This window comes from Leclercia adecarboxylata (assembly GCF_035787115.1).
GTDB classification, from domain to species: Bacteria; Pseudomonadota; Gammaproteobacteria; order Enterobacterales; family Enterobacteriaceae; genus Enterobacter; species Enterobacter adecarboxylatus_E.
The window spans coordinates 1-25384 of sequence record NZ_JALKTL010000006.1; the positions used below are offsets into that span (position 1 = coordinate 1).

Here is a 25384-nt window from a genome sequence, read left to right on the forward strand (position 1 = left end):
TTGCCTGGCGGCTGTAGCGCGGTGGTCCCACCTGACCCCATGCCGAACTCAGAAGTGAAACGCCGTAGCGCCGATGGTAGTGTGGGGTCTCCCCATGCGAGAGTAGGGAACTGCCAGGCATCAAATTTAGCGTGCTGATATGGCTCAGTTGGTAGAGCGCACCCTTGGTAAGGGTGAGGTCCCCAGTTCGACTCTGGGTATCAGCACCACTTTATACTTAGGTTAAAGTTCGGCAAGAAGTAAAAGAATTTGTCTGGCGGCTGTAGCGCGGTGGTCCCACCTGACCCCATGCCGAACTCAGAAGTGAAACGCCGTAGCGCCGATGGTAGTGTGGGGTCTCCCCATGCGAGAGTAGGGAACTGCCAGACATCAATTAAGTGAAAAGGCCATCCGACAGGATGGCCTTTTTGCGTTTGTGCGCCATAAAAAACAGGGCCCGACGCGTAAAGTGCCGCCGGGCCGGTTAACGTTAGTGAATAACCTGCGACAAAAACGCGCGCGTACGTTCTGATTTTGGGTTAGAGAAAAACTCCTCCGGTGGTGCCTGCTCGACAATTTCTCCGCGATCCATAAAGATTACCCGGTCCGCTACTGTTCTGGCGAAGCCCATCTCATGCGTAACACAGAGCATGGTCATTCCCGACTGCGCCAGCCCTATCATCGTATCCAGAACCTCCTTCACCATCTCAGGATCGAGCGCTGAAGTCGGTTCATCAAACAACATAATTTTCGGTTTCATGCACAGAGAGCGGGCGATCGCCACGCGCTGCTGCTGTCCGCCTGAGATCTGTCCCGGAAACTTATGCGCATGTTCTGCAATGCGTACCCGCTCCAGATAGTGCATGGCAAGCGCCTCTGCCTCCTTTTTCGGCATCATCCGCACCCAGATTGGTGCCAGGGTGCAGTTTTGCAGAACAGTCAGATGGGGGAATAAATTGAAATGCTGGAAAACCATGCCCACTTCCTGGCGGACACGCTCAACGTTGCGGATATCGTCGTTCAACTCAATACCGTCCACCACAATCCGGCCTTGCTGATGCTCTTCCAGATGATTAATACAACGGATCGTCGTTGATTTACCCGAGCCGGAGGGTCCACAAAGGACAATACGCTCTCCCTGTTTCACCTTCAGGTTAATGTCTTTCAGCACGTGAAACTGCCCGTACCACTTATTCACATTATCCAGCGTAATCATCGCGTCAGCGGGGGTCATAGTTATCTGGCTCATAGGTTCCTCAGTGCGGTGTACGCCCGGTGTTAAAGCGCTTTTCCAGATGCTGGCTGTAGCGCGACATGCTAAAACAAAAAATCCAGTAAACGAGAGCTGCAAAAACATAGCCTTCTGTCGACATGCCCAGCCATGCCGGGTCGACGGTAGCCTGCTGCACGCTACTGAAAAGATCGAATAATCCAATGATGATCACCAGACTGGTGTCTTTGAACAGCGCAATAATGGTGTTAACCAGGCCCGGGATCACCAGCGTCAGCGCCTGGGGCAGGATCACCAGACCCTGCGTTTTCCAGTAACCCAACGCCAGCGATTCGGCCGCCTCATACTGACCCTTGGGTAGCGCCTGCAACCCGCCACGCACGACTTCTGCGACATAGGCAGACTGGAACAGAATGACGCCGACCAGCGCGCGGATTAGCTTGTCGATGGTGGTACCTTCCGCCATAAAAAGCGGCAGCATCACGGAAGACATAAACAGCACGGTGATAAGCGGAACGCCGCGCCAGAACTCGATGAAAATCACCGACAGGATTCGCATGACCGGCATGGTGGAACGACGTCCCAGCGCCAGCAGGATCCCTGACGGCAATGCGCCGGCAATCCCAACAGAAGCGATGATCAGCGTCAGCGTCAGGCCGCCCCACTGGCGAGTTTCAACGCGATCCAGACCTAACAGGCCGCCATATAACAGCCCCCAGACGATAAGGGGATAGAGCACCGCCCAGCAGGCGATGTACCGTCCTCGCTGCGGTAATCCTTTCCAGAACATGGGAATAATAGAGAACAGCCCGATAAGTAGCGCAACGTTGATCCGCCAGCGCTGATCGTGAGGGTAGAGTCCATACATAAACTGCCCAAAACGCTGGTGAATAAAGACCCAGCAGGCTCCCTCCTTCGTACAATCGGCACGAGTGGTGCCGACCCAGTTAGCCTGTAAAAATGCCCAGTTGATTAGCGGAGGAATCAACTCCCACATCAGCCACAAGCACAGCAGAGTAAGTAAGGTGTTGCTCCAGCTGGAGAACAGATTTTTATGCGCCCAGTTAATGGCGCGTCCGTTGCCGGTAGTGGCCGGACGCGCAGGGTGAGACAAGACGGCTTTTGTCATCATGGTTCCTTAGCGTTCAACCAGAGCGATGCGACGGTTATAGATATTCATCAGCAGTGAAATGGTCAGGCTGATGATCAGGTAGACCGACATCGTAATGGCGATGGTCTCTATGGCCTGCCCGGTCTGGTTCAGGACGGTCCCGGCAAACAGCGAGACCATATCGGGATAGCCGATCGCAGCCGCGAGGGAGGAGTTTTTCACGATATTGAGATACTGGCTGGTCAGCGGCGGAATGATAACCCTCAGGGCCTGGGGGATGATGACCTGGCGCAGGGTGATCGGATTCGGGAGCCCAAGAGAGCGAGCGGCCTCATGCTGACCATGAGGAACCGCCTGAATACCGGCACGAATAATTTCTGCGATAAAGGCTGAGGTATAGACAGAAAGCGCCAGCGTCAGGGCGGCCAGTTCCGGGATCAATACCATGCCGCCGCGGAAGTTAAACCCTTTCAGCTGCGGAATATCCCAGTGAATTGCCGGACCGGCGATCGCATGGGCCAGCCACGGCAGGATCACCAGTAAAGCCAGCGAGACGGGCCAGGTGCGCCTGAGCTGCCCGGTTTTAATCTGATGCATGCGGTTGTAGCGATACAGCGCAACCGACACCCCCACCACACACGCCAGCGCGGCCAGCAACGTCATCATCCCTTCGGCAATTTGCGGAGCAGGTATATACAGACCGCGGTTGCTTAAAAAGGCCAGATCAAAAGCATCCACCGCCTGACGGGGGCCTGGCAGGTTGCGTAATACGGCAAAATACCAGAAAAAGATTTGCAGCAGCGGCGGGATATTACGGAACGTCTCAATATAAAGGGTGGAGAGCTTACGCAGCAGCCAGTTATCTGAGAGACGCGCAAGTCCGAGGAAAAAACCCAGCAGAGAGGCAAACAAAATGCATAAAGCTGAAACCAGCAGGGTATTCATCAGGCCGACCAGGAATACGCGGCCGTAGGTATCGCCTTCACTGTACTCTATTAAATGCTGAACAATGCCAAACCCTGCACTACGGTCAAGGAAGGCAAAGCCCGACGTAATGCCGCGTGAGCTCAGGTTAATAACAGTGTTATGTAACAGATAGATCGCGACGGCCAGTACAGCGACAACAGCGAGGATCTGAAACAGCCAGGCGCGAACCACAGGATTAGAAAAGGAGAGCGCGCCTTTCAGGGCTAAGCGGCGATGGAACATAGAAACCTCGGATAACCGTGACTCTGGGCAGGGCACCGCGCTGGCAGTGCCCGTTACAGCAAGATGCTTAGCGTACTGGCGGAGCGTACTGGATACCGCCATTGTTCCAGAGGTTATTCTGGCCACGGCTGATCTTCAGTGCGCTCTCGGAACCGACGTTACGCTCGAAGATTTCAGCGTAGTTACCCACCTTTTTAATGATGTTGTACGCCCATTTGTTATCCAGCTTCAGGTCTTTGCCGTAATCCCCTTCTTTACCCAGCAGATGGGCCATATCAGGCGTGGCTGGATTAGCGGCCTTTTCATCGACGTTCTTCGAGTTAACACCCATCTCTTCTGCATTGAGCATGGCGAACAGCGTCCAGCGAACGACAGCGTTCCATTCATCATCACCGCGGCGGACGACCGGGCCCAGCGGCTCTTTGGAGATCACTTCAGGCAGCACAATCCATTCCGCCGGATTACTCAGTTTGATCCGCAGCGCATACAGCTGGGACTGATCCGACGCCAGGGTATCGCAGCGGCCAGACTCCAGCGCTTTGGCGGACTCATCAGAGCGATCGAAGGTCACTGGCGTATATTTCATGTTGTTGGCTTTGAAATAATCGGCGACGTTCAGTTCTGTATCAGTACCCGCCTGAATGCAGACCGTCGCACCATCCAGTTCTTTCGCACTCTTCAGGCCCGCTTTATTGTGCGTCAGGAAACCAATGCCGTCGTAATAGGTCACACCGGTGAAAGTCATTCCCATTCCGGCATCACGCGATGAGGTCCATGTGGTATTACGCGAAAGCATATCCACTTCGCCAGACTGCAGGGCGGTAAAGCGCTCTTTAGCCGTCAGCGGGGTATATTTCACTTTCGTGTCGTCGCCTAATACCGCAGCGGCAACGCCACGGCAGACGTCGACATCAATACCGGAGAACTTACCGTTAGCGTCTGCGTAAGAGAAACCTGGGAGGCCGTCACTGATCCCGCATTGCACAAAACCTTTTTGTTTTACAGCATCCAGAGTGGCGCCCGCCTGAGCCTGGCCGGTAATCGCAAAAAGTACGCCCGCAGCGGCGAGGCTGGCCATCATCATCTTTTTCATAATGCATCCTGTGTGGCGAAAATTATCGTTATAGTGAGGCTTTTATAAACGCTTTACCTGTCTGTGGCTGTGGCCAGCGTTAATAAAGCAAACGTAATGCCAGTTTTTGCATTTTACGTAATAAGTGATTAGGCAACGCGTAAAGCAGAGTGAAGAGAGTGATAATTAAATCGAGCGCCCCGAAATGGTGCGAAATTACATCCTGCGCCACAATTCAGAGCAAAAGTCAGATTAAAAATGAATGAATGCAGAAATGATTTAAGGTATGAATATCGGAAGGAAATAAGTTGTGAATAATCTCACGACGGAAAAATGAAATGAAAATAATAGAGAAAAAGATGTGAGCCCATTCAGGTTTGTTTATTAACAAAACTGGAAAAGCAAAAGCGCGGACGGATCCGCGCTTTCGGGATTACTTAGACACGGCAATGATACCCAGTGTCAGGCCAGCAACGGCAGCTGCGCCACCTGCGATCGCCCCTGCGGTTTCCCAGTTGTCCTGCGTGGTACCCTTCATACAGGTATTGGTGTGAACCAGTCTGCCCTGATCGTCGTAAACCGGTACGCACGGAGAGTCATGTGCGCAGCCTGCAAGCAACGCGGCAAGGAGTGCAACCGAAATGAATCTTTTCATGGTGTTACCTCAAAATGAAATCTAACTTTGCGATATAGTCAGGAATGTCTTCTGCAAAGCTGATGGCTATTTTACCACCGCTTTAAATTCGCCATGAAGAGTGAATAATCTCAAATTATTTGCATTGTAAAAAATATGGAGAAAACTTCAGTATCGCACGGCAATAATGGAGAAATCAGGGAGAAGGGATAGCTTAAACGGGCAATGTTAAAACCCCTAAGCAGACAATAGATTGGTTCGCTAATTAATAAGAAAAATAAATAGATAGATTAATTTTTTGTTTATTATCATAAGAAAAGGCGCCGAAGCGCCTTTATCTGCTATTGCTCACGATGACGCGTAAAGCGTCGGCGCACCACCACAAAGAAGACCGGCACAAAGAATATCGCCAGCAGGGTGGCTGAAAGCATGCCACCCATCACGCCAGTACCCACGGCGTTCTGCGCGCCACTGCCCGCCCCGTGGCTAATGACCAGCGGCAACACGCCAAGGATAAATGCCAGCGAGGTCATCAGGATAGGACGAAGACGCATACGAGACGCCTCCAGCGTGGCCTCAATAATGCCTTTCCCCTCTTTCTCCATCAAATCTTTAGCAAATTCGACAATCAGGATGGCGTTTTTCGCCGACAGACCGATGGTAGTGAGCAGCCCGACCTGGAAATAGACATCATTGTTCAGCCCACGCAGGGAGGCAGCCAGCAGAGCCCCAACCACCCCCAATGGCACCACCAGCATCACCGAGAATGGAATGGACCAGCTCTCATACAGCGCCGCCAGGCAAAGGAACACCACCACCAGCGAGATGGCATACAGAGCAGGTGCCTGGTTGCCGGACAGCCGTTCCTGATAAGACATGCCGGTCCATTCGTATCCGATTCCGGTCGGCAGTTTCGCCGCCAGTTGTTCCATTAACACCATGGCTTCGCCGGTACTCTTCCCGGGGGCCGCTTCCCCGAGGATCTCCATGGAAGGGGTGCCGTTATAGCGTTCCAGGCGCGGTGAACCATAGATCCAGTGCGACTGACTGAACGCGGAGAGCGGCACCATTTGTCCGTTGGCGCTACGAACATACAGGCGATTAATATCTTCCGGCAGCATCCTGAAACGGGCATCCGCCTGGACATACACTTTCTTCACCCGGCCACGGTCAATGTAGTCGTTGACGTAGGTCCCACCCAGCGCGGTGGAGATGGTCTGATTAATATCCGACACGCTGACGCCCAGCGCCTGCGCTTTTTCCTGATCGATATCCAGCTTGAACTGGGGAGTGTCTTCCAGCCCGTTGGGTCGCACGCGAACCAGCATATCGGGATGGGCTTTAATCATGCCCAGCAGCTGGTTTCGGGCCTGCGTCAGCTGGTTATGTCCCAGGTTGGCCTGGTCGATCAGTTCAAAATCGAAGCCTGTCGCAGTACCCAGCTCAATAATCGCGGGCAGGTTAAACGGAAAGACCAGCCCATCTTTGATCTGGCTGAAGGCCCGCGTTGCCCGGCTGACGATAGCGCCCACGCTGTTTTCAGCGCCGGGGCGTTCCTCCCAGGGCTTAAGGCTGATAAACGCCACCCCGGCATTCTGCCCCTGGCCGCTGAAGCTAAAGCCGTTAACGGTAAACACCGAGGCCACGTTGGCCTTTTCATTGTTGAGGTAATAGTGCTCAACCTGATCCAGCACCTGCTGGGTGCGGGTTTGCGTGGCGCCGGCCGGGAGCTGCACCATCGTCATAAACACGCCCTGATCCTCTTCCGGCAGGAACGAGGTGGGCAGGCGCAGGAACAGCACCGCCATGCCGCCGACGATAACGATGTACACCACCAGATAGCGGCCCGTCTTACGCAGAATGTGGCTCACGCTGTTGCTGTAATGGGCCACACTCTTATCGAACAGGGCATTGAACCAGCCGAAAAAGCCGCCTTTATTCTCATGATGCTCGCTGGGGGATTTCAGCAGGGTGGCGCAAAGGGCGGGGGTGAGTATCAGCGCCACCAGCACTGAAAGCGCCATCGCCGAGACAATGGTCAGGGAGAACTGACGATAAATTGCCCCGGTAGAACCACCGAAAAAGGCCATCGGGATAAACACTGCAGACAACACCATGGCGATGCCGACCAGCGCCCCCTGAATTTGCGACATCGATTTTTGCGTCGCCTCTTTTGGCGGGAGTTTATCCTCCACCATCACGCGCTCGACATTCTCCACCACCACGATGGCGTCATCCACCAGCAAGCCTATCGCCAGCACCATACCAAACATGGTCAGGGTATTAATCGAGAAGCCAAACGCCGCCAGCACCGCGAAGGTGCCCAGCAGAACCACCGGCACGGCAATGGTCGGGATGAGCGTGGCCCGCAAATTTTGCAGAAACAGGTACATTACCAGGAAGACGAGGATGATGGCTTCAAACAGCGTCTTCACCACTTCATGAATGGAAATCTTCACGAACGGCGTGGTGTCATAGGGATAGACTACCTTCAGACCCTGCGGGAAGAAGGTCTGCAGCTGCGCCAGTTTGCTTTTGATTGCCGCAGCGGTATCAAGCGCATTGGCGCCGGTTGCGAGCTTGATACCGAGTCCGGTCGCCGCCTGACCATTGATTTTGGTCACCATATTGTAGTTTTCACCGCCCGGTGCAATCCGGGCCACATCTTTCAGATGCACCATCGACCCGTCCTGGTTGACCTTCAGGGTGATGTTGCCAAACTCTTCTGCGGTTTTCAGGCGCGTCTGGGCGATGATTGAGGCGTTGAGCTGCTGGCCCGGCACCGACGGCGTACCGCCAAGCTGACCGGCGGCAATCTGGTTATTCTGGGTTTTTAACTGGTTAATCACGTCCAGCGGGGTCAACTGGTAGGCATTCAGCGCGTTCGCATCAAGCCAGATACGCATCGCATACTGGGCGCCAAACAGCTGAACGTCGCCCACACCCGAGGTACGACTGATAGCATCCTTGACGTTAGAGGCGACATAGTCAGAGATATCGTCCTGGCTCAGGTTTTTATTGTCCGAGACAAAACCGGCGACCAGCAGGAAGCTGCTGCTGGATTTCTCCACGCTAATCCCTTGCTGCTGCACTTCCTGCGGCAGTAACGGCATGGCCAGCTGCAGTTTGTTCTGCACCTGTACCTGGGCAATGTCCGGGTCGGTACCCGACTGGAAGGTCAGGGTGATGGTCACACTACCCGCTGAATCGCTGGTGGAGGACATGTACATCAGGTTATCGATACCGTTCATGTTCTGCTCGACAACCTGGGTCACCGTATCCTGTACGGTCTGGGCATCCGCACCGGGATAGGTTGCCGAGATAGCGACGGCCGGTGGTGCAATGGTGGGATACTGCGCCACCGGCAGCTGCAGAATCGCAAGCCCGCCTGCCATCATCAGGATAATGGCAAGCACCCACGCAAAGATCGGGCGCTGAATAAAGAAGTTAGCCATGCTCTGTTCCTTATCCCGCTTTCTGCGCGGCGGTGTCGGGGGTCGCCACCACCGCGACGCCAGGCCGAACTTTTTGCAGACCGCTGATAATCACCCGATCCCCTTCCTGCAAGCCGTCTGTAATCAGCCATTGATCGCCAATCGCCTGCGGGGCGACAACGTTACGGGCTTCGACCTGATTTTTAGCATTGACCACCATCACGCTGGCTTCGCCGCGTGGGGTGCGAGTGACGCCCTGCTGCGGAACCAGGATAGCGTCCGGCTGGGTGCCTTCGTTAATGCGCGCGCGGACAAACATGCCCGGCAGCAGGATATGTTGAGGATTGGGGAAGATAGCCCGTAGGGTAATGGAGCCGGTGCTCTCATCCACGGTGACATCCGAGAATTGCAGCGAGCCTTTCAGCGGGTACGGCTGACCATTCTCCATCAGCAGCTGTACGCTGCTGGTGCTTTCGCCCGTTTGCAGACTGGACTGTTTAAGGCGCATAAAATCGTTGCTGGACTGTGTGACGTCGACATAGATAGGATCCAGCTGCTGCACCGTGGCCAGCGCCGAGGCCTGTCCGTTTGCAACCAGGGCCCCTTCGGTGACGCTGGATTTACCGATACGTCCGCTAATTGGTGACGTCACTTTGGTATAAGCAAGATTGATGCGCGCGGTCTCAACGGCCGCCTGGGCCGCAATCACCGAAGCATCAGCCTGACGGGCGTTAGCCACTGACTGATCGTACTCCTGCTTGCTGACGTATTGCGTGCCGACCAGGGGTAAATAGCGTTTTACCGTCAGGTGAGCAATGCTGGCGGCCGCCTGGGCCTTGGCCAGTTCGCCTGATGCATTGTCAAATGCGGCCTGATAGGAGGCAGGGTCGATCTGATACAGCGACTCGCCGGCTTTCACATCGCTGCCTTCCGTAAAGTTGCGCTTCAGCACAATGCCGCTGACCTGGGGACGCACTTCGGCGACACGGTATGCGTCGGTCCGGCCAGGCAGTTCGGTGGTTACCTCCAGCGGCGCACTTTTTACTACATGCACCACGACCTGCGGCGCCGGCGGCTGCTGTGCCTGGCCTGCATGATCATCACAACCCACGAGCAATGCGGCACCGATGATAAAACCGGATAAGGGTAAAAACCTGAAATTAGGCGTCATGACTATTCCTTTAAAATCATCAATCCGCATTAACCGACAGGGTTAAGCGTTAAGGAGAGGTAAACGGAAAACGGCGGGCGCCATAATAAAGAATGGCCGTGCGGGTTTTTGATTTATAAGTGCTGAGAATGAGGCGAGGATATAAAAAACTGGTGAAGCGCGAGCGAATACAACGTTATAGCACGTTCGGCCTGGTATTTTCGCCTTTTTTGCTTTAGAGATATTTATATGCCTTATGAATTAATGACGCGTAAATATCAGCAAGATTTATAAATTAAGCGGCTTGACCTTTTTTGTTCATAATTATTTTTCCGGCTGATGGATAATTCTCGCGCTGACGGTTATCGCCGTAGTTTATAAAAGTAACTAACCCGTTAAATGAGTGATTTTCAATGGCGCGTAAAACTAAGGCCGAAGCACAGAAGACACGCCAGTTATTGATTGAGGCAGCGATAGAGCAATTTGCCGCACGGGGTGTAGCCAACACAACGCTGACGGATATCGCCGATGCCGCCTGCCTGACACGCGGTGCCGTTTACTGGCACTTCACCAGTAAAGCCGAGATATTTAACGCTATCTGGCAGGAACAACGCCCGCTGCGTGAGATTATTCGCGGCCAGCTAACGCAGGCAGAAGAGAGCGATCCATTATTAATTTTACGTGAGCAGTTTGTTACCGCTTTGCAATATATTGCCCGGGATCGTCGCCAGCGAACCTTATTGCAGATCCTCTATCATAAATGTGAATTTGATCAGGGCATGATTTCAGAAAATCATATTCGCGAACGGATCGGCTTTAACTATGAAAACGTTCGTGAAATGTTGCAGAAATGTATTGTGCTTGGCAGCGTCTCGGCGCAGATTAATATCGACACCACGTTAATTGTTTTTCATGGCTTTTTCTGCGGGTTGATTAAAAACTGGTTAATGAGCCCCGAGCGTCTGGATCTGTACCGGCAGGCGCCGGAGCTGGTCGATAATATCCTCTCGACGTTACCGGTGGCCCACAGAGTCTACAACGCCGCTTCATAGCGGCATCGCCCGGGTCAGATTTGCTGTGTCAGCATGGCCTGCGGATCGTGGCTCAGGGCGTTAATGGTTTGTGCCGTGACGGGTTTACCCAGCAGATAGCCTTGCAGCGTATTACATCCCAGGTTGGTCAAAAAGGTCTGCTGCTCCTCGGTTTCCACCCCTTCGGCAACCACCTTCAGGTTGAGCGTCCTGGCCAGCGCAACAATGGCGGAAACGATCGTCGCATCGTCACCCGCGCCTTTGAGATCTTTAACAAATGCCCGATCGATTTTCAGCTCACAGGCGGGCAACTTTTTCAGGTATAGCAGGCTGGAATAGCCCGTGCCAAAGTCATCGATCGAGGCTTTTACTCCGGCCTGAGTGAGCTCCGTCAGCACCCGAACGCTCTCATCGGGGTTATTCATGGCCGTGGTTTCGGTCACTTCCAGAATCAGGGTATGCGGCGGAATGTGGTGCCGGGCCAGGCTGCTCATTACGGTTTCAACCAGCTGGGGTTGCTCAAACTGGAGCGTAGAGAGATTCACCGCCATCGACCAGTCGGTATGACCTTCAAGATGCCATACGCGCAGCTGACGGCAGGCCTCGTCAATCACCCAGTTGCCGATCGGAATAATCAGCCCGCTCTTTTCCGCCAGCGGCAGGAACTGATCGGGGGGTAACAGTCCTTGCGCAGGGTGTTGCCAGCGCAGCAGGGCTTCAAAACCGACAATGGGCCCAACCGGAGCCTGGAACTTGGGCTGATAAACCAGATGCAGTTCCTTACGCTCCAGCGCTTGCCACAGATCGTTCATCAGCTGCAGTTGCTTTTGCGCCAGGGTATTCATCGAGGGCTGGAAGAAGTGGTAGCCATTACGCCCCATATGTTTGGTGTGATACATCGCCGCATCGGCGTTGAACATCAGCTCGCGCTGGGTTTTGCCATCATGGGGATAAATGGCAATCCCCACGCTGAGGGTCACCACCAGGTCGTACAGCTCAAGGCTGAAGGGCTGGTCGATAACATGTACCAATGAGCTGGCGAGCGTGGCGGCGTCGTTCGGGGCGTCGATCTCGGCCAGCAGTACAAACTCATCGCCACCAATACGGGCGAGGGTGTACTGGCCCTTCAGCGGCTGTTCCAGACGTTCGGTTACGGCGACCAGCAGCTTATCGCCGGTATCATGTCCGTAGGCGTCGTTGACGGCTTTAAAGCCATCCAGATCCATAAACAGCAGGGCAAACAGTTTCCCTTCGCGATCGGCTTTGTTGATCGCCTGATCGAGACGATCCTCCAGCAGTACGCGGTTCGGCAACCGGGTCAGCGTATCGTGCAGCGCCAGCTGCGCCAGTTCGCGGTTGGCTTCGGCCAGCGAGGAGGCGAGAAGAGAAGTGCGGGCCTGCAGGCGGGCGTCAAACATTGAGACCAGCAGGGTAATACCCAGAATGGAGAGCGCCACAACGCTCACCAGCACCGCCAGCCAGCTGCCGTTCACTCCCTGATGATGCATATGCACCTGAACCGGGAACTGGGCGGCCTTCATGCCGGTGTAGTGCATGCCGGCGATGGCGACGCCCATCAGCACGGCAGCGCCCGCGCGCATCAGCGCGACCTGGGCGGCGTCGCGCCGTAATCGGAAGGTCAGCCACAGGGCGGCCAGCGAGGCGAGGAGGGCGATAATCACCGACAGCGCCACCCAGCGCATATGCCAGATGATAGCAGGCTCAACCTGTAATGCAGCCATGCCGGTGTAGTGCATCGCCACGATGCCCGTACCCAGAATCACGGCACCGGTAAACAAGCGACGCCTGCGTAAATGGTCACGGCTCACCAGCCAAAGGGCGAACAGCGAGGCGCCAATAGCGATAAGCATCGAGAGAGCCGTTTTCAGCAGGTCATAGTTCAGCCGCATGGAAACATCCATCGCCAGCATGCCGATAAAATGCATGGACCAGATGCCGATACCCATGGCGATACCGCCGCCCGTCAGCCAGATACGTGCTGCGACGCCAGCGCTACCGGCAACGCGCCCTGCCATATTCAGCGCGGTATAGGATGCAAGAATGGCGACAACAAAGGAGATAACCACAAGAAGTTGGTCGTATTGGCTAACCAGCATGATCTCATCAACTCATACGCAGTGGGGTATTACGTGATACCGGGTGAGACGGGCTGAGACATTATCATCCCATGGAGGTGCCTCAAAGGTTTTTAAGCCCGTACAATTTTCGAGGAATACCAGGCGGTTAATCCAGATCCGAACAATTGACCAGCTTGAGCGGGTTAACCGAATTCATGTTGCGGCATTGGTCCGTTTCCGTAGACATCAACTCAATCCACTGCATTAACAGCGCATCGAAAAGGAAAACGCTAATCGCGAAGACGACTAACCACCAATACTTACGGATCATTCGGGATTTCCGGGAACAATTGACAAGAGTGCAGGAAATATACACGAAAAATAGCGGCTGAGAAGTGGGCGTACCGATGTTTACGTTTCGGGGGAAAATGGCGTAATGGGAAGGTAAATAGCGGGGCAGTACGGGACATAAAAAAGGCGCTTCCCCATGCCGGTTCGCGCCTTTTTAAACAAGCATTTAGCTAATCGAAATTAGTTCATGCCGTACTTTTTCAGTTTCTTACGCAGCGTACCACGGTTGATGCCCATCATCAGAGCAGCACGGGTCTGGTTACCGCGGGTGTATTGCATCACCATGTCCAACAGGGGCTGTTCAACTTCAGCCAGTACCAGCTCATACAGGTCGTTAACATCCTGACCATTCAGTTGAGCAAAATAGTTCTTCAGTGCCTGTTTAACCGAGTCACGCAGGGGTTTTTGAGTTACCTGGTCCTGAGAGTTAACGGTGGAAACGGTCAGTACGTCAGAATTTACGCGTTGTTCGAACATAGTTCTGTCAGCTCTTTATTTCATTACGCAAGATTTTCGAAGTATGCCTCCAACGCCTCCAGCTGTTCGCTGGCATCCTCTATGGCGTTGAATGTGCGCCGAAACTGGTCATCCGGAGCGTGTTCCTGGAGATACCAGGATACGTGTTTACGCGCGATTCGGTACCCTTTAGCCTGACCATAAAAGTCGTGCAGTTCCCGAATGTGTGCGCATAGCAAGTGCTTAACCTCTGCCAGCGGCAGCGGGGCAAGCAGCTCCCCGGTGTCCAGATAATGCTGGATTTCCCGAAAGATCCAGGGTCTTCCCTGAGCCGCACGTCCTATCATCAGAGCATCAGCCCCTGTATAGTCGAGCACAGCTCTGGCTTTAAGCGGGTCAGTAATGTCGCCATTCGCGATAATCGGAATGGAAACTTTCTGCTTAACTGCCCGAATGCTGTCGTATTCAGCTTCACCGTTGAACAAACAGGCGCGGGTGCGTCCATGTATGGTCAGGGCCTGAATGCCACAGTCTTCGGCCAGTTGGGCAATCTCTACACAGTTACGGTGATCCGGCGACCAACCCGTGCGAATCTTTAACGTAACAGGAACGTCCACTGCGCTGACAACCGCCGTCAGGATTGACTTCACCTGGTCGGGATATTGCAGAAGGGCTGAACCTGCAAGCTTGCGATTCACTTTTTTGGCCGGGCACCCCATATTGATATCAATAATCTGGGCGCCACTTTCCACGTTGATACGCGCGGCGTCTGCCATCTCTTCAGGCATGCTCCCGGCGATTTGCACGGTGCGGATACCTGGTTCGTCAATGTGCACCATCCGAAGACGGGATTTGTCGCTTTCCCAGACCTGCGGGTTAGACGACATCATCTCGGAAACGGTTAAACCTGCTCCCATCTCATAGCACAGCGTCCTGAAGGGTCGGTCGGTAATACCTGCCATAGGTGCTGCGATAAGGCGATTTCTGAGCTGGTGGTTTCCGATGCGCATGAGTTAAGAAATGACCATACTGTGACTGCAAGGCGGCGTATCTTACGCATTTTTTGCACGAGATGAAAGGCCAAACTTTGAACAATCCCCTGTTACAGATCATGGAATCAGGGACAAAGCATAACAGGGAAAATTATATGCGATATAAATCATTCACTTAAATGAGTGTGGCGATTTTATGGCCGCTTACAATTTCCTAAAACTTCTCGGTTTTTCTTAAATAATGAAACCTGAAACCGAATAATCTGCTGTTTTTAACAGCAGATTTTCGCGGTTCTTTGCGATCTGCGTCGCATTTTAGAACATGATCTTTATCAATGGGTTGCCTGCTCTTTAACCAGAGAAGCGGTTTAAAAAAACCGGCAAACCCATCATGCTCTATTTTTTACGACCCGTTATGCGGCACCATTCTTCTTTCTCAACAACCGGATCAAGAGTGAACAGATCGGCGTACGCTTCGCAGACGCTTTCAGCCTGGCTGGCCAGAATACCGGAAAGGCCCAGCAGACCGCCCTCAACAGGCAGTACGCTGATTAACGGGGCGAGTTCGCGTAATGGGCCGGCCAGAATGTTAGCGACCACCACGTCGGCTTTCATGGCTTGTGGCTGGTCATTCGGCAGATAGAGCTCAAGACGATCGGAGACCCCGTTACGTTCGGCGTTATCACGGCTGGCCTGAATCGCCTGCGGGTCGATATCAATCCCAATCGCTTTTGCTGCGCCGAGCTTCAGGGCGGCGATGGCGAGGATCCCGGAACCGCAGCCAAAGTCGATCACCGTTTTACCGTCCAGATCCAGACCATCCAGCCACTGCAGGCACAGAGAGGTGGTCGGGTGCGTACCGGTACCAAATGCCAGGCCGGGATCGAGCATCACGTTAACCGCGTTTTCATCGGGAACGTCGCGCCAGCTCGGGCAGATCCACAGGCGCTTACCGAACTGCATCGGGTGGAAGTTATCCATCCACTCACGCTCCCAGTCTTTGTCTTCCAGCTGCTCAATCTTGTGCGCAAAGCCTGCGCCCAGCAGCGGGTGATTCTCCAGCATGGCCACCACGTCAGCCATATCGGTTTCGGCATCAAACAGACCGATGACATCAGTGTCGCCCCACAGGCGCGTCTCACCCGGCAGCGGTTCAAACACCGGCGTGTCATGCGTGTCCTGGAAGGTGATAGAGACCGCACCGGCCTCCATCAGCGCATCGCTCATCTCTTCGGCGTTAGCGCCGGTCGTATTCAGTTTTAGTTGGATCCACGGCATGGCAAAACTCTTTATTTATCAGTAGAAATCACGGCAACCTGCGGAGCGGATTGACCGAAACGGTTTCCCACCACAAACGCCAGCAAACTTAGCAGTAACGAGGGCACGATCGGATGGAAGCCCAGGTACTGAATTTTAAAGGAGGCGAGCACGGCATAGAGTACGCCGCCGACGATCATCGCGCTCAGCGCGCCTGCGGCATTGGCGCGCTCCCAGTACAGGCCAAGTACCAGTGGCCAGAGGAACACCGCTTCCAGCCCGCCAAACGCCAGCAGGTTGAGCCAGATGATCATCTCTGGCGGCCTCCACGCGGCCAGCAACAGCAGCGCGCCTAAAATCAGGGTGATTGCGGCGGACATCCGCTTCAGGCGGCGCTCGTTGTTCATCTGCTCCGGGCGAATGTTCAGGTAGAGATCTTTAATGATCGTAGCGGAACTTTGCAGCAGTTGAGCGTTAATTGTCGACATAATCGCCGCCATTGGCGCAGCAAGGAAGATCCCGGCCGCAAACGGCGGCAGCACTTTCACCATTAAAGTGGGGATCACCAGATCCGGCACGGTTAAGTCCGGGATCACCGCTCGGCCCAGCGCGCCTGCGAGGTGCATCCCGAGCATCAGGATCGCCACCACTATGGTGCCAATGATAATACCCCGGTGCACCGCCTTGCTGTCTTTATAGGAGATGCAACGCACAGCGGTATGGGGCAAACCAATCACCCCGAAGCAGACCAGCACCCAGAAGGAGGTCATAAAGGTTGGCGACAGAATGTCATCCGCACCCTGCGGCGAAACCAGTTTTGGATCGATGGCCTGCAGCGTTTCCACCGCGTGACTTAGCCCCCCCGCCGCATGTACTACGCCTACGAGCAGCACAATAGTGCCAACCAGCATCACCATGCCCTGCATGGTGTCGTTGAGCACGCTGGCGCGAAAGCCGCCAAAGGCAGTATAGAGCGCAATGCTGATACCAAAAATCAGCAGGCCTGTTTCATAGGGAATACCGGCTGCGGTTTCAAGCAGGCGCGCACCGCCGATGAACTGCACGGTCATGGCGCCCACGAAAGCCACCAGCAGGCTCAGGCTGGCAAGCCAGACCAGCAGGCGGCTCCGATAGCGGGCAAAGAGCATGTCGTTGAGGGTCACGGCATTGTAGCGACGCGCCAGGATAGCGAATTTTTTGCCGAGAATGCCCAGCGACAGCCAGATAGCGGGCAGCTGGATCATCGCCAGCAGCACCCAGCCCAGCCCATATTTATAGGCCGCGCCCGGGCCGCCAATAAAGGAGCTGGCGCTGATATAGGTGGCGGTCAGGGTCATCGCCAGCACAATGCCGCCCATTGAGCGGCTGCCAAGGAAGTACTCGTTCAGAAACGTGCCCGTTGTCCGTTTGCGCATGGCGTAGACGGACAGGCCAAAAACAATGAACAGATACGCGACCAGCGGCAGGATCACTTCAAGCTGCATTATCGTCATCCTCCAGCGGAATATCGCGATAGATAAATTTCACCATCGCCCAGCAGAGCACAATAAAGACCAGCGGGATGAGCAGACAGGCCATCTCAAACCAGTGGGGCAGACCGGTAATCCCGATTGCAGAGCCAGGTAAGTAAGCGGCCACTAACCAAGCCGCGAGATAGAGAAGGGTTAACCACAGCGCCCATCGCGCCTCTTTATGGGCCTGAACAAAACGTTTGTCCATTTTTTGTCCCTTGTGGAAAAAGAAAGCGGGGATTGTACCTTATGGGGCTTCGCAACCCCCAGAAATAAAAAAGGCCGGATTAACCGGCCTTTTGCTGCTTATCTGTGCTTATTTTTCATGAAGGCCGAGTTTCTTCTCGAGATAGTGGATATTGGTGCCACCATGCTGGAAGTTCTCGTCAGTCATAATACGCATCTGCAGATCAACGTTGGTTTTGATGCCGTCGATGATCAGCTCCTGCAGGGCGTTTTTCATGCGGGCAATCGCCACGTCACGAGATTCGCCGTAGCAGATCAGTTTGCCGATCATTGAGTCATAGTACGGCGGTACGGTGTAACCAGCGTAGATATGAGACTCCCAGCGCACACCAAAACCACCCGGCGCGTGGAAACGCGTGATTTTCCCCGGGCTTGGCAGGAAGGTGTTCGGGTCTTCGGCGTTGATACGGCATTCCACCGCATGGCCTTTAACCATCACTTCTTCTTGCTTGATGGACAGCGGCTGACCCGCAGCGATACGCAGCTGTTCTTTAATCAGATCAACGCCGGTGATCATTTCGGTAACCGGGTGCTCAACCTGAATACGGGTGTTCATCTCAATGAAGTAGAACTCGCCGTTTTCGAACAGGAACTCGAAGGTGCCCGCGCCGCGATAGCCGATATCAACACAGGCTTTGGCGCAACGCTCACCGATGTAGCGACGCAGTTCCGGGGTGATACCTGGTGCCGGTGCCTCTTCGACCACTTTCTGGTGACGGCGCTGCATGGAGCAGTCGCGTTCTGCCAGATAGATAGCGTTGCCCTGACCGTCTGCCAGCACCTGAATTTCGATGTGGCGTGGGTTTTCCAGGTATTTCTCCATGTAGACCATGTCGTTGTTAAACGCGGCTTTCGCTTCCGCTTTGGTCATGGAGATAGACTGGGCCAGTTCGGCGTCGCTGCGCACAACGCGCATACCGCGACCGCCGCCGCCGCCAGACGCTTTGATGATAACCGGGTAGCCAATGCGTTTTGCATGGGCACGGTTAGCATCCATATCCTCGCCCAGTGGGCCATCGGAGCCTGGAACGGTAGGGACGCCCGCTTTCTTCATGGCGGTGATCGCAGACACTTTGTCACCCATCAGGCGGATGGTGTCAGCTTTCGGGCCGATGAAGATAAAGCCGGAACGTTCAACCTGTTCAGCAAAGTTGGCGTTCTCAGAGAGGAAGCCGTAACCCGGGTGAATAGCCACCGCGCCAGTGATTTCAGCGGCGCTGATGATTGCCGGGATGTTCAGATAGCTTTTTACGGATGGCGCCGGGCCAATACAGACCGTCTCATCCGCCAGTAATACGTGTTTCAGATCGCGGTCCGCGCTTGAGTGCACAGCGACGGTCTTGATGCCCAGTTCTTTACAGGCACGAAGGATTCGCAGGGCAATCTCGCCACGGTTAGCGATAACAATTTTATCCAGCATGTTCGCCTCGTTACTCGATGACGACCAGCGGCTCGTCAAATTCAACCGGCTGACCACTTTCGACCAGAATCGCTTTCACAGTACCTGACTTGTCTGCTTCGATCTGGTTCATCATTTTCATGGCTTCAACGATGCACAGGGTATCGCCCACGTTAACTTTCTGGCCCACTTCGATGAACGCTTTAGCGTCCGGGCTCGGGGTGCGGTAGAAAGTACCAACCATTGGGGAACGTACGATGTGGCCACTGATTTCCGCTGCTGCTGGTGCTTCCATTGCTGGGGTCGCAGCTGGCGCGACAGCGTTAGACAGAGCTGGCTGCTGCATCATTGGTGCAGCATAAGCTTGTTGCATAACCGGGAAGCCTGCGTTTGGCGCAGCACGGCTGATGCGTACAGACTCTTCGCCTTCAGAAATTTCCAGTTCGGAGATACCTGATTCTTCAACCAGCTCGATCAGTTTTTTAATCTTACGAATATCCATGAGTGGGTTCCGTACTCTTTGTTTAGTGTGATTGTGACAGGCGGTTTACCGCTGTCTGTAAAGCGAATGAATAACCGTCTGCCCCCAGTCCACAGATGACGCCAGTGGCGATATCCGACAGGTAGGAGTGGTGGCGGAACGGCTCCCGCGCATGCACGTTGCTGAGGTGAATCTCAATAAATGGGATGCTCACTGCCAGCAGCGCGTCGCGAATAGCAACACTGGTGTGCGTAAACGCGGCCGGATTGATCAGGATATAGTCCGTGGTGCCTTTAGCCTGATGAATTCGGTCGATGAGTGCGTACTCCGCGTTCGACTGAAAGTGATCCAGTTCCACATTTAGCGCCGCTGCTTCGCTACCCAAACGATTAACAATATCGGTGAGCGTTAGCGTGCCGTACTTCTCGGGTTCACGGGTGCCGAGCATGTTCAGGTTCGGTCCGTTCAAAACTAAGATGTGAAACTTGTCAGCCATTGTGCCGCTATCTCCTGCGATTCTCCGGTAAAAAACAAAATATACCTTCGATGCGCGATTGTCACCCTCTCAGGCTATGAAAAACCCGTCGGGGAAACCAAAGTGGCACATTATAATGATTTCGTAGCATTTGGCAGCTAAATACTGGTCTTATCAGGGAAGATTATCAACAGCATTCAGATAAATACCCGGGAAGGTTAAACGATCTGCGGGAATACGCACGTTTTCGTTCACTATCGCCACCACTGGCGAAACTTCTTATATCGCCACGCCAGAAGTCCCAAAGCCAGCACCGCGTAGATGATGGGCTGCGGCGAGAGGATTTTCACTGACCAAAGGTAGTGGATGGGGGCCAGAATCGCGACAAGATAAACGAAATTATGCAGAAGTTGCCAACGCCTTCCCAGTTTTCGCTGCGCGTACTGCGTGGAAGTGAGGGTTAACGCCAGCAAAATCGCCCAGCTGATGATCCCCAGAGTTAAATAAGGGCGGGTCACCAGTTCACGCCCCAGCAGGGCCAGATTATTTATGCCCAGCTCCAGTAACGCATAGCTGGTAAGGTGTAATGTCGCCCAGGCGAAGCACCACAACCCCAGAAGACGCCGGGTTCGGATCAGCAGCGGCTGTTTTGCATAGCGCGCCAGCGGCGAGACCAGCAGGGTCGCCAGTAAAAACTTTAGCGCGGTTCGGCCGGTAAAATGCTGGATATCTTTGGCCGGGTCGGCGCTAAAGCCGCCGTGGCTGGCGGCCCAGAACAGCCATATAAAAGAAAGCAACCCTGCCAGATGCAGGGCCACTTTCAGCCAGGTGATCTGTTTTGCCGTGAGACGCACTTAGAAAAACTCCTTCAAGTCGAGGCCGCGATAGAGCGAGGCCACCTGGTCAGCATAGCCGTTAAACAGCAGCGTGGGCTGGCGCTTCACATCCAGCGCACCGCCTGCGCCAATAACGCGCTCGGTGGCCTGCGACCAGCGCGGATGATCGACGTGCGGATTCACGTTGGCGTAAAAACCGTACTCATTCGGTGCGGCAAGGTTCCAGGTGGTGGGCGGGCGCTCGCGGGTCAGCTTGATGCTGACGATCGATTTAATTCCCTTGAAGCCGTACTTCCAGGGTACGGTCAGGCGGATGGGGGCACCGTTTTGCGGCGGCAGGGCTTTGCCATACACGCCGACGGTGAGTAACGTAAGAGGATGCATGGCTTCATCAATACGCAACCCTTCCACATACGGGTAATCGAGCCCGCCGCCGATAAACCGGTCTTTCTGACCCGGCATGATGTCCGGGGCGTAAAGGGTCTGGAAGGCGACATACTTCGCGTTGCTGGTGGGCTCCACCAGCGCCAGCAGCTTATGCAACGGAAAACCAATCCACGGCACCACCATTGACCAGGCCTCGACGCAGCGCATGCGGTAGATACGCTCCTCCAGCGGGAAGCGGGTGGTTAAATCGTCGTAATCCAGGGTCAGCGGTTTTGCCACTTCGCCGTCAATTTTCAGCGTCCAGGGGTTGGTCTTCAGGCTTCCGGCGTTGGCCGCCGGATCGGCTTTATCCAGGCCGAACTCATAGAAGTTGTTATAGCCCGTCACTTTCTCTTCGGGGGTTTTCTCGAGCGGACTTTGCCACTGCGCTGGCTGGGTAAAGGTGAGCGGCTTGCCCGGGGGCGCTTTAGGGCGATCGTTGCCTTTAAACCAGTCCAGCAGATCGGCCTGAGCGAGGGGGGAGAGCGTCAGCGCGCCGGCGCCAATACCCAGCATCTTCAGGATCTGGCGGCGCTTGAGCATAAAAACGGATTCCGCGGTGATATCGGCTTCCGTCAGGGGTTTCACTTTCATGGCATCCTCCGTCATGCATTTTTTTAAGCATGACGGAGGAGCAGGGTTAAAGCGAATATGTCACGAAAATTTGAAGATTAGGCGAGCTTCACCAGCGTACGGCCCTGGATCTGGTTGTTGATAATCCTGGTGGCATACTCCGGCGCCTGTTCGAGGCTAATCTGCGTGGCGCTCTGGTCATAGAAGGAGGCCGGCAGATCGCGTACGAGTCGCTCCCAGGCCTGCGCGCGGCGTTCAGCAGGGGTCATCACAGAATCGATGCCCTGCAGACGGACGTTACGCAGAATAAACGGCATCACCGTGGTTGGCAGGGCAAAACCGCCGGCCAGACCACATGCCGCCACGCAACCGCCGTAGTTCATCTGCGCCAGCACTTTCGCCAGCACTTTGTCGCCCACGGTATCGACGGCTCCGGCCCAGACCTGTTTTTCCAGCGGACGGGTCTCGGCAAACTCATCCCGGCTGAGAATACGGCTGGCACCGAGAGTACGCAGGTAATCGTGGGTGCTTTCACGGCCAGACACCGCCGCCACCTGATAACCCAGCTTATGCAGCAGAGCAACCGCCGTACTGCCTACGCCGCCGCTGGCGCCGGTCACGACTACTTCACCGGATTCGGGACGTATCCCGGCCTCTTCCAGCGCCATCACGCACAGCATGGCGGTAAAACCGGCGGTGCCAATGATCATCGCTTCACGGCCATCCAGCCCTTTCGGCATTGGCACCAGCCAGTCGCCGTTGACGCGCGCCTGCGCCGCCAGCCCGCCCCAGTTGTTTTCACCCACGCCCCAGCCGGTCAGCAGCACCTGCTGGCCGGCATGAAAACGCGGGTCTTCGCTTGAATGCACGCGTCCCGCAAAGTCGATACCTGGAACCATTGGGAAATTGCGGATGATTTTTCCGGTACCCGTGATGGCGAGGGCGTCTTTGTAGTTAAGGCTGGACCAGTCGATGTCCACGGTCACGGCACCTTCTGGCAGGCGGCTCTCCTCGATAGATTGCACTGATGCAAGAGTTTTGCCTTCCTGCTGTTCTAAGATCAAAGCCTGCATATGAATTCCTTACTCAGCATGATGATTGGAAAAAATTTTTTGAAGACTATACTCGCTCATTGACATGCAATGCCGATTTAACGCAATAAATTGCCAGATACACCGGATTTGGTAGTATGCCGATGCCGTATTGCGAGTTAGTACTTACTTGCTATCCTCATCAACTCACGGAGTAATCTCAAGGATGCGATTATCGACGAAGTTCTCCGCTTTTATCTCCTTGCTTACCGGGTTGACTATTTTTGTCACCTTTATCGGCTGTTCGCTCAGTTTTTACAATGCGATTCAGGGGAAGCTGGCGAACCGCGTTCAGTCCGTTGCGTCGGTCATTGATACTCGCCTTATCAGCACACCCTTTCCCGAACTTTCCCGTCAGCTGGATGAGCTGATGGCGCCGGTGGATATCACGCGGGTGGAGATCAAACAGGGCGAACACGTTCTTTTAAGCCACACCGGACAAACCGCTTACCGACCGGCAGGTTCACCTCCCCAGACCCTCGAACTCACTGTCCACTCCCTGAAAAACCCCGGCATGACGATAAGCCTGGTCTATCAGGACCCTATGACCAGTTATTTTCGTTCATTAATGACCACCGCACCGCTCACGCTGGCGGTGATCTTTGTGGTCGTGCTGATCTTTCTGGCCGTGCGCTGGCTGCGGCGTCAGCTCTCCGGGCAGGAGTTGCTGGAGTCGCGTTCCGCGCGGATCCTCAACGGTGAGCGGGGCGCTCAGGTGCGTGGCTCGGTCTATGAATGGCCCTCGCGAACCAGCAGTGCGCTGGATGTTCTGCTCTCTGAAATTCAGTTTGCCAGCGACCAGCGCAGCCGGATCGACACCCTGATCCGCTCCTATGCCGCCCAGGACAACAAAACCGGCCTCAATAATCGTCTGTTCTTTGATAATCAGCTGGGGACGTTGCTGGAAGACCAGGAAAACGTGGGCACGCACGGGGTGGTGATGATTGTCCGCCTTCCGGATTTCGATCTGCTGAAAGATAACTGGGGGCGAGCAGTTGCGGAGGAGAATCTGTTCACGCTCATTAATATGCTCTCCACCTTTATTATGCGCTATCCCGGCGCATTGCTTGCGCGCTATCACCGCAGCGATTACGCCGTATTGCTGCCGCACCGCACCCTGAAAGAGTCCGAAAGTATTGCCAGCCTGCTGTTGAAATCGGTGGATGCGTTGCCTCCCAGCAAAATGCTCGATCGCGATGACATGGTCCATATTGGCATTTGCGCCTGGCGCGGCGGCCAGTCAACCGAACAGGTGATGGAGCATGCCGAAGCCGCCACCCGTAACGCGGTGCTGCAGGGGGCAAACGGCTGGGCGGTATACGATGACTCTCTGCCTGAAAAAGGGCGCGGCAACGTGCGCTGGCGAACCTTAATCGAGCAGATGCTCACCCGCGGCGGGCCACGGATTTATCAAAAGCCGGCGGTGCTAACCAGCGGCCATGTCCATCACCGGGAGCTGCTGTGCCGGATCTTCGACGGTAACGAAGAGGTAATATCGGCGGAATATCTGCCGATGGTGCTGCAGTTTGGCCTGTCTGAAGAGTACGACCGTCAGCAAATATCGCGATTAATGCCATTCTTATCCTTCTGGCCCGAAGAGCATCTGGCGCTGCAGGTGACGGTGGAGTCACTGATCCGTCCGCGTTTCCAGCGCTGGCTGCGCGATCTGCTGATGCAATGTGAAAAATCGCAGCGTAGACGGATTATTTTTGAACTTGCAGAGGCGGATGTTTGTCAACACATCAGTCGGTTACAGCCGGTCGTTCGGCTGATAAACGCGTTGGGTGCACGCGTCGCGGTGACGCAGGCGGGTCTGACGCTGGTCAGCACCAGCTGGATTAAGGCGCTGGAGGTGGAGCTGTTGAAGCTGCATCCAGGGCTGGTAAGGAATATTGAAAAACGCACGGAAAACCAGCTGCTGGTACAGAGCCTGGTGGAGGCGTGCAAAGGAACGCAAACGCGTGTATTTGCTACGGGTGTGCGGTCGCGAACGGAATGGCAGACGTTGACAGAGCGAGGCGTGACAGGGGGCCAGGGGGATTTTTTCGCAGCCTCTCAGCCGCTTGACAGCAATGTGAAAAAATATTCGCAAAGATACTCTGTTTAACCTGCCGTTTGGTAAGTTTTCACGTAGAATATCGCGCCTGTAGCGTGATGTATGACGAGCAAAATGACAGTGAACGACCTTTAACGGGTTACAAATGAACGTGAGGAACGCTGCTGTTTTCTCAGCCCTGAGGGAGTCAGGCGACGATTTGTAACAAAGGAAACGTGCTGCACTAATTTTCACCGTAGCAGGCGATTTTTGCGCCTTGTCGCTGCTGCGTGTGGTTGGTAAAGTAAGCGGATTTTGTTTTCCGC

The 25384-nt window shown here is 54.7% G+C and carries 22 protein-coding genes, 1 tRNA gene and 2 rRNA genes; 5 read left to right on the plus strand and 20 right to left on the minus strand.

Annotated elements, in window-relative coordinates:
* Positions 1-3 precede the first annotated feature (3 nt).
* The 3 genes from rrf (MXM41_RS17310) to rrf (MXM41_RS17320) all read left to right on the plus strand — a co-directional run bounded on the left by rrf (MXM41_RS17310) (position 4) and on the right by rrf (MXM41_RS17320) (position 368).
* A 5S ribosomal RNA gene (gene rrf, locus MXM41_RS17310) occupies positions 4-119 on the plus strand.
* A gap of 14 nt (positions 120-133) precedes the next feature.
* A tRNA-Thr gene (locus tag MXM41_RS17315) sits at positions 134-209 on the plus strand.
* A 43-nt stretch (positions 210-252) separates the two neighbouring features.
* Positions 253-368, plus strand: a 5S ribosomal RNA gene (gene rrf / locus MXM41_RS17320).
* A gap of 101 nt (positions 369-469) precedes the next feature.
* Here the strand turns inward: rrf (MXM41_RS17320) and MXM41_RS17325 are convergent.
* The 7 genes from MXM41_RS17325 to MXM41_RS17355 all read right to left on the minus strand — a co-directional run bounded on the left by MXM41_RS17325 (position 470) and on the right by MXM41_RS17355 (position 9841).
* Positions 470-1228 carry an amino acid ABC transporter ATP-binding protein gene (locus MXM41_RS17325; protein ID WP_325933306.1) on the minus strand — a complete coding sequence of 253 codons (759 nt, stop codon included), beginning with the start codon at positions 1226-1228 and terminating at the stop codon, positions 470-472.
* A gap of 7 nt (positions 1229-1235) precedes the next feature.
* Positions 1236-2339 (minus strand): amino acid ABC transporter permease, encoded by a 1104-nt coding sequence (locus MXM41_RS17330; RefSeq protein WP_325933307.1) that lies wholly within the window; start codon positions 2337-2339, stop codon positions 1236-1238.
* A 9-nt stretch (positions 2340-2348) separates the two neighbouring features.
* On the minus strand, positions 2349-3530 hold the full coding sequence (locus MXM41_RS17335; RefSeq protein WP_325933308.1) for an amino acid ABC transporter permease: 1182 nt from the start codon (positions 3528-3530) through the stop codon (positions 2349-2351).
* A gap of 67 nt (positions 3531-3597) precedes the next feature.
* Positions 3598-4623: an amino acid ABC transporter substrate-binding protein gene (locus tag MXM41_RS17340; RefSeq protein WP_325933309.1), complete on the minus strand. Its 1026-nt coding sequence runs from the start codon at positions 4621-4623 to the stop codon at positions 3598-3600.
* Between the two features lie 412 nt (positions 4624-5035).
* The gene (locus MXM41_RS17345; RefSeq protein ID WP_325933310.1) at positions 5036-5257 is read right to left on the minus strand and encodes a lipoprotein; all 222 of its coding nucleotides are present in this window, start codon (positions 5255-5257) and stop codon (positions 5036-5038) included.
* Positions 5258-5577: 320 nt separating this feature from the next.
* Entirely contained in the window at positions 5578-8691 is a 3114-nt protein-coding gene (locus MXM41_RS17350; RefSeq protein WP_325933312.1) for an efflux RND transporter permease subunit, read from the minus strand.
* 10 nt (positions 8692-8701) lie between these two features.
* Positions 8702-9841 (minus strand): efflux RND transporter periplasmic adaptor subunit, encoded by a 1140-nt coding sequence (locus tag MXM41_RS17355; protein WP_325933313.1) that lies wholly within the window; start codon positions 9839-9841, stop codon positions 8702-8704.
* Positions 9842-10233: 392 nt separating this feature from the next.
* Between MXM41_RS17355 and envR the strand changes: the two genes are divergently transcribed.
* Positions 10234-10872, plus strand: coding sequence for an acrEF/envCD operon transcriptional regulator (gene envR / locus MXM41_RS17360; RefSeq protein WP_325933314.1), 639 nt, complete (start codon positions 10234-10236; stop codon positions 10870-10872).
* Between the two features lie 14 nt (positions 10873-10886).
* Here the strand turns inward: envR and MXM41_RS17365 are convergent, their stop codons facing one another.
* The 13 genes from MXM41_RS17365 to MXM41_RS17425 form a co-directional block, all read right to left on the minus strand.
* Entirely contained in the window at positions 10887-12968 is a 2082-nt protein-coding gene (locus tag MXM41_RS17365; RefSeq protein WP_325933315.1) for a putative bifunctional diguanylate cyclase/phosphodiesterase, read from the minus strand.
* Positions 12969-13095: 127 nt separating this feature from the next.
* Positions 13096-13260 (minus strand): DUF2556 family protein, encoded by a 165-nt coding sequence (locus MXM41_RS17370; RefSeq protein WP_039030652.1) that lies wholly within the window; start codon positions 13258-13260, stop codon positions 13096-13098.
* 200 nt (positions 13261-13460) lie between these two features.
* Positions 13461-13757, minus strand: a complete 297-nt coding sequence (fis, locus tag MXM41_RS17375) for a DNA-binding transcriptional regulator Fis (RefSeq protein WP_000462905.1) — start codon at positions 13755-13757, stop codon at positions 13461-13463.
* A gap of 23 nt (positions 13758-13780) precedes the next feature.
* Entirely contained in the window at positions 13781-14746 is a 966-nt protein-coding gene (gene dusB / locus MXM41_RS17380) for a tRNA dihydrouridine synthase DusB (RefSeq protein WP_325933320.1), read from the minus strand.
* A 378-nt stretch (positions 14747-15124) separates the two neighbouring features.
* Positions 15125-16006 (minus strand): 50S ribosomal protein L11 methyltransferase, encoded by an 882-nt coding sequence (prmA, locus tag MXM41_RS17385; protein ID WP_325933322.1) that lies wholly within the window; start codon positions 16004-16006, stop codon positions 15125-15127.
* A gap of 11 nt (positions 16007-16017) precedes the next feature.
* Positions 16018-17469, minus strand: a complete 1452-nt coding sequence (gene panF, locus MXM41_RS17390; protein WP_325933324.1) for a sodium/pantothenate symporter — start codon at positions 17467-17469, stop codon at positions 16018-16020.
* Complete coding sequence (locus tag MXM41_RS17395) at positions 17459-17704, minus strand: YhdT family protein (RefSeq protein ID WP_250586353.1); 246 nt, start codon at positions 17702-17704, stop codon at positions 17459-17461. Before MXM41_RS17395 ends, panF begins: the two co-directional genes overlap by 11 nt.
* Positions 17705-17812: 108 nt before the next feature.
* The gene (accC, locus tag MXM41_RS17400; protein WP_325933329.1) at positions 17813-19162 is read right to left on the minus strand and encodes an acetyl-CoA carboxylase biotin carboxylase subunit; all 1350 of its coding nucleotides are present in this window, start codon (positions 19160-19162) and stop codon (positions 17813-17815) included.
* A gap of 10 nt (positions 19163-19172) precedes the next feature.
* Positions 19173-19643: an acetyl-CoA carboxylase biotin carboxyl carrier protein gene (accB, locus tag MXM41_RS17405; protein WP_325933332.1), complete on the minus strand. Its 471-nt coding sequence runs from the start codon at positions 19641-19643 to the stop codon at positions 19173-19175.
* A 22-nt stretch (positions 19644-19665) separates the two neighbouring features.
* The gene (aroQ, locus tag MXM41_RS17410; RefSeq protein WP_325933334.1) at positions 19666-20118 is read right to left on the minus strand and encodes a type II 3-dehydroquinate dehydratase; all 453 of its coding nucleotides are present in this window, start codon (positions 20116-20118) and stop codon (positions 19666-19668) included.
* A 233-nt stretch (positions 20119-20351) separates the two neighbouring features.
* Positions 20352-20951 (minus strand): protein-methionine-sulfoxide reductase heme-binding subunit MsrQ, encoded by a 600-nt coding sequence (msrQ, locus tag MXM41_RS17415; RefSeq protein WP_325933336.1) that lies wholly within the window; start codon positions 20949-20951, stop codon positions 20352-20354.
* Positions 20952-21953: a protein-methionine-sulfoxide reductase catalytic subunit MsrP gene (gene msrP, locus MXM41_RS17420; RefSeq protein WP_325933338.1), complete on the minus strand. Its 1002-nt coding sequence runs from the start codon at positions 21951-21953 to the stop codon at positions 20952-20954. It abuts the gene before it with no gap.
* A 77-nt stretch (positions 21954-22030) separates the two neighbouring features.
* Positions 22031-23005, minus strand: coding sequence for an MDR family oxidoreductase (locus tag MXM41_RS17425; RefSeq protein ID WP_325933340.1), 975 nt, complete (start codon positions 23003-23005; stop codon positions 22031-22033).
* Positions 23006-23189: 184 nt separating this feature from the next.
* Here MXM41_RS17425 and csrD point away from each other — a divergent pair, with 184 nt between their 5' ends.
* Positions 23190-25130, plus strand: coding sequence for an RNase E specificity factor CsrD (gene csrD / locus MXM41_RS17430; protein WP_325933342.1), 1941 nt, complete (start codon positions 23190-23192; stop codon positions 25128-25130).
* The last annotated feature ends 254 nt before the right edge of the window (positions 25131-25384 follow it).

What these genes read in the sequence shown, in the direction of transcription:
- MXM41_RS17325 (WP_325933306.1), bottom strand. Translation starts at nt 1,228, where the DNA reads ATGAGCCAGATAACTATGACCCCCGCTGACGCGATGATTACGCTGGAT.
- MXM41_RS17330 (WP_325933307.1), bottom strand. Translation starts at nt 2,339, where the DNA reads ATGACAAAAGCCGTCTTGTCTCACCCTGCGCGTCCGGCCACTACCGGC.
- MXM41_RS17335 (WP_325933308.1), bottom strand. Translation starts at nt 3,530, where the DNA reads ATGTTCCATCGCCGCTTAGCCCTGAAAGGCGCGCTCTCCTTTTCTAAT.
- MXM41_RS17340 (WP_325933309.1), bottom strand. Translation starts at nt 4,623, where the DNA reads ATGAAAAAGATGATGATGGCCAGCCTCGCCGCTGCGGGCGTACTTTTT.
- MXM41_RS17345 (WP_325933310.1), bottom strand. Translation starts at nt 5,257, where the DNA reads ATGAAAAGATTCATTTCGGTTGCACTCCTTGCCGCGTTGCTTGCAGGC.
- MXM41_RS17350 (WP_325933312.1), bottom strand. Translation starts at nt 8,691, where the DNA reads ATGGCTAACTTCTTTATTCAGCGCCCGATCTTTGCGTGGGTGCTTGCC.
- MXM41_RS17355 (WP_325933313.1), bottom strand. Translation starts at nt 9,841, where the DNA reads ATGACGCCTAATTTCAGGTTTTTACCCTTATCCGGTTTTATCATCGGT.
- envR (WP_325933314.1), top strand. Translation starts at nt 10,234, where the DNA reads ATGGCGCGTAAAACTAAGGCCGAAGCACAGAAGACACGCCAGTTATTG.
- MXM41_RS17365 (WP_325933315.1), bottom strand. Translation starts at nt 12,968, where the DNA reads ATGCTGGTTAGCCAATACGACCAACTTCTTGTGGTTATCTCCTTTGTT.
- MXM41_RS17370 (WP_039030652.1), bottom strand. Translation starts at nt 13,260, where the DNA reads ATGATCCGTAAGTATTGGTGGTTAGTCGTCTTCGCGATTAGCGTTTTC.
- fis (WP_000462905.1), bottom strand. Translation starts at nt 13,757, where the DNA reads ATGTTCGAACAACGCGTAAATTCTGACGTACTGACCGTTTCCACCGTT.
- dusB (WP_325933320.1), bottom strand. Translation starts at nt 14,746, where the DNA reads ATGCGCATCGGAAACCACCAGCTCAGAAATCGCCTTATCGCAGCACCT.
- prmA (WP_325933322.1), bottom strand. Translation starts at nt 16,006, where the DNA reads ATGCCGTGGATCCAACTAAAACTGAATACGACCGGCGCTAACGCCGAA.
- panF (WP_325933324.1), bottom strand. Translation starts at nt 17,469, where the DNA reads ATGCAGCTTGAAGTGATCCTGCCGCTGGTCGCGTATCTGTTCATTGTT.
- MXM41_RS17395 (WP_250586353.1), bottom strand. Translation starts at nt 17,704, where the DNA reads ATGGACAAACGTTTTGTTCAGGCCCATAAAGAGGCGCGATGGGCGCTG.
- accC (WP_325933329.1), bottom strand. Translation starts at nt 19,162, where the DNA reads ATGCTGGATAAAATTGTTATCGCTAACCGTGGCGAGATTGCCCTGCGA.
- accB (WP_325933332.1), bottom strand. Translation starts at nt 19,643, where the DNA reads ATGGATATTCGTAAGATTAAAAAACTGATCGAGCTGGTTGAAGAATCA.
- aroQ (WP_325933334.1), bottom strand. Translation starts at nt 20,118, where the DNA reads ATGGCTGACAAGTTTCACATCTTAGTTTTGAACGGACCGAACCTGAAC.
- msrP (WP_325933338.1), bottom strand. Translation starts at nt 21,953, where the DNA reads ATGAAAGTGAAACCCCTGACGGAAGCCGATATCACCGCGGAATCCGTT.
- MXM41_RS17425 (WP_325933340.1), bottom strand. Translation starts at nt 23,005, where the DNA reads ATGCAGGCTTTGATCTTAGAACAGCAGGAAGGCAAAACTCTTGCATCA.
- csrD (WP_325933342.1), top strand. Translation starts at nt 23,190, where the DNA reads ATGCGATTATCGACGAAGTTCTCCGCTTTTATCTCCTTGCTTACCGGG.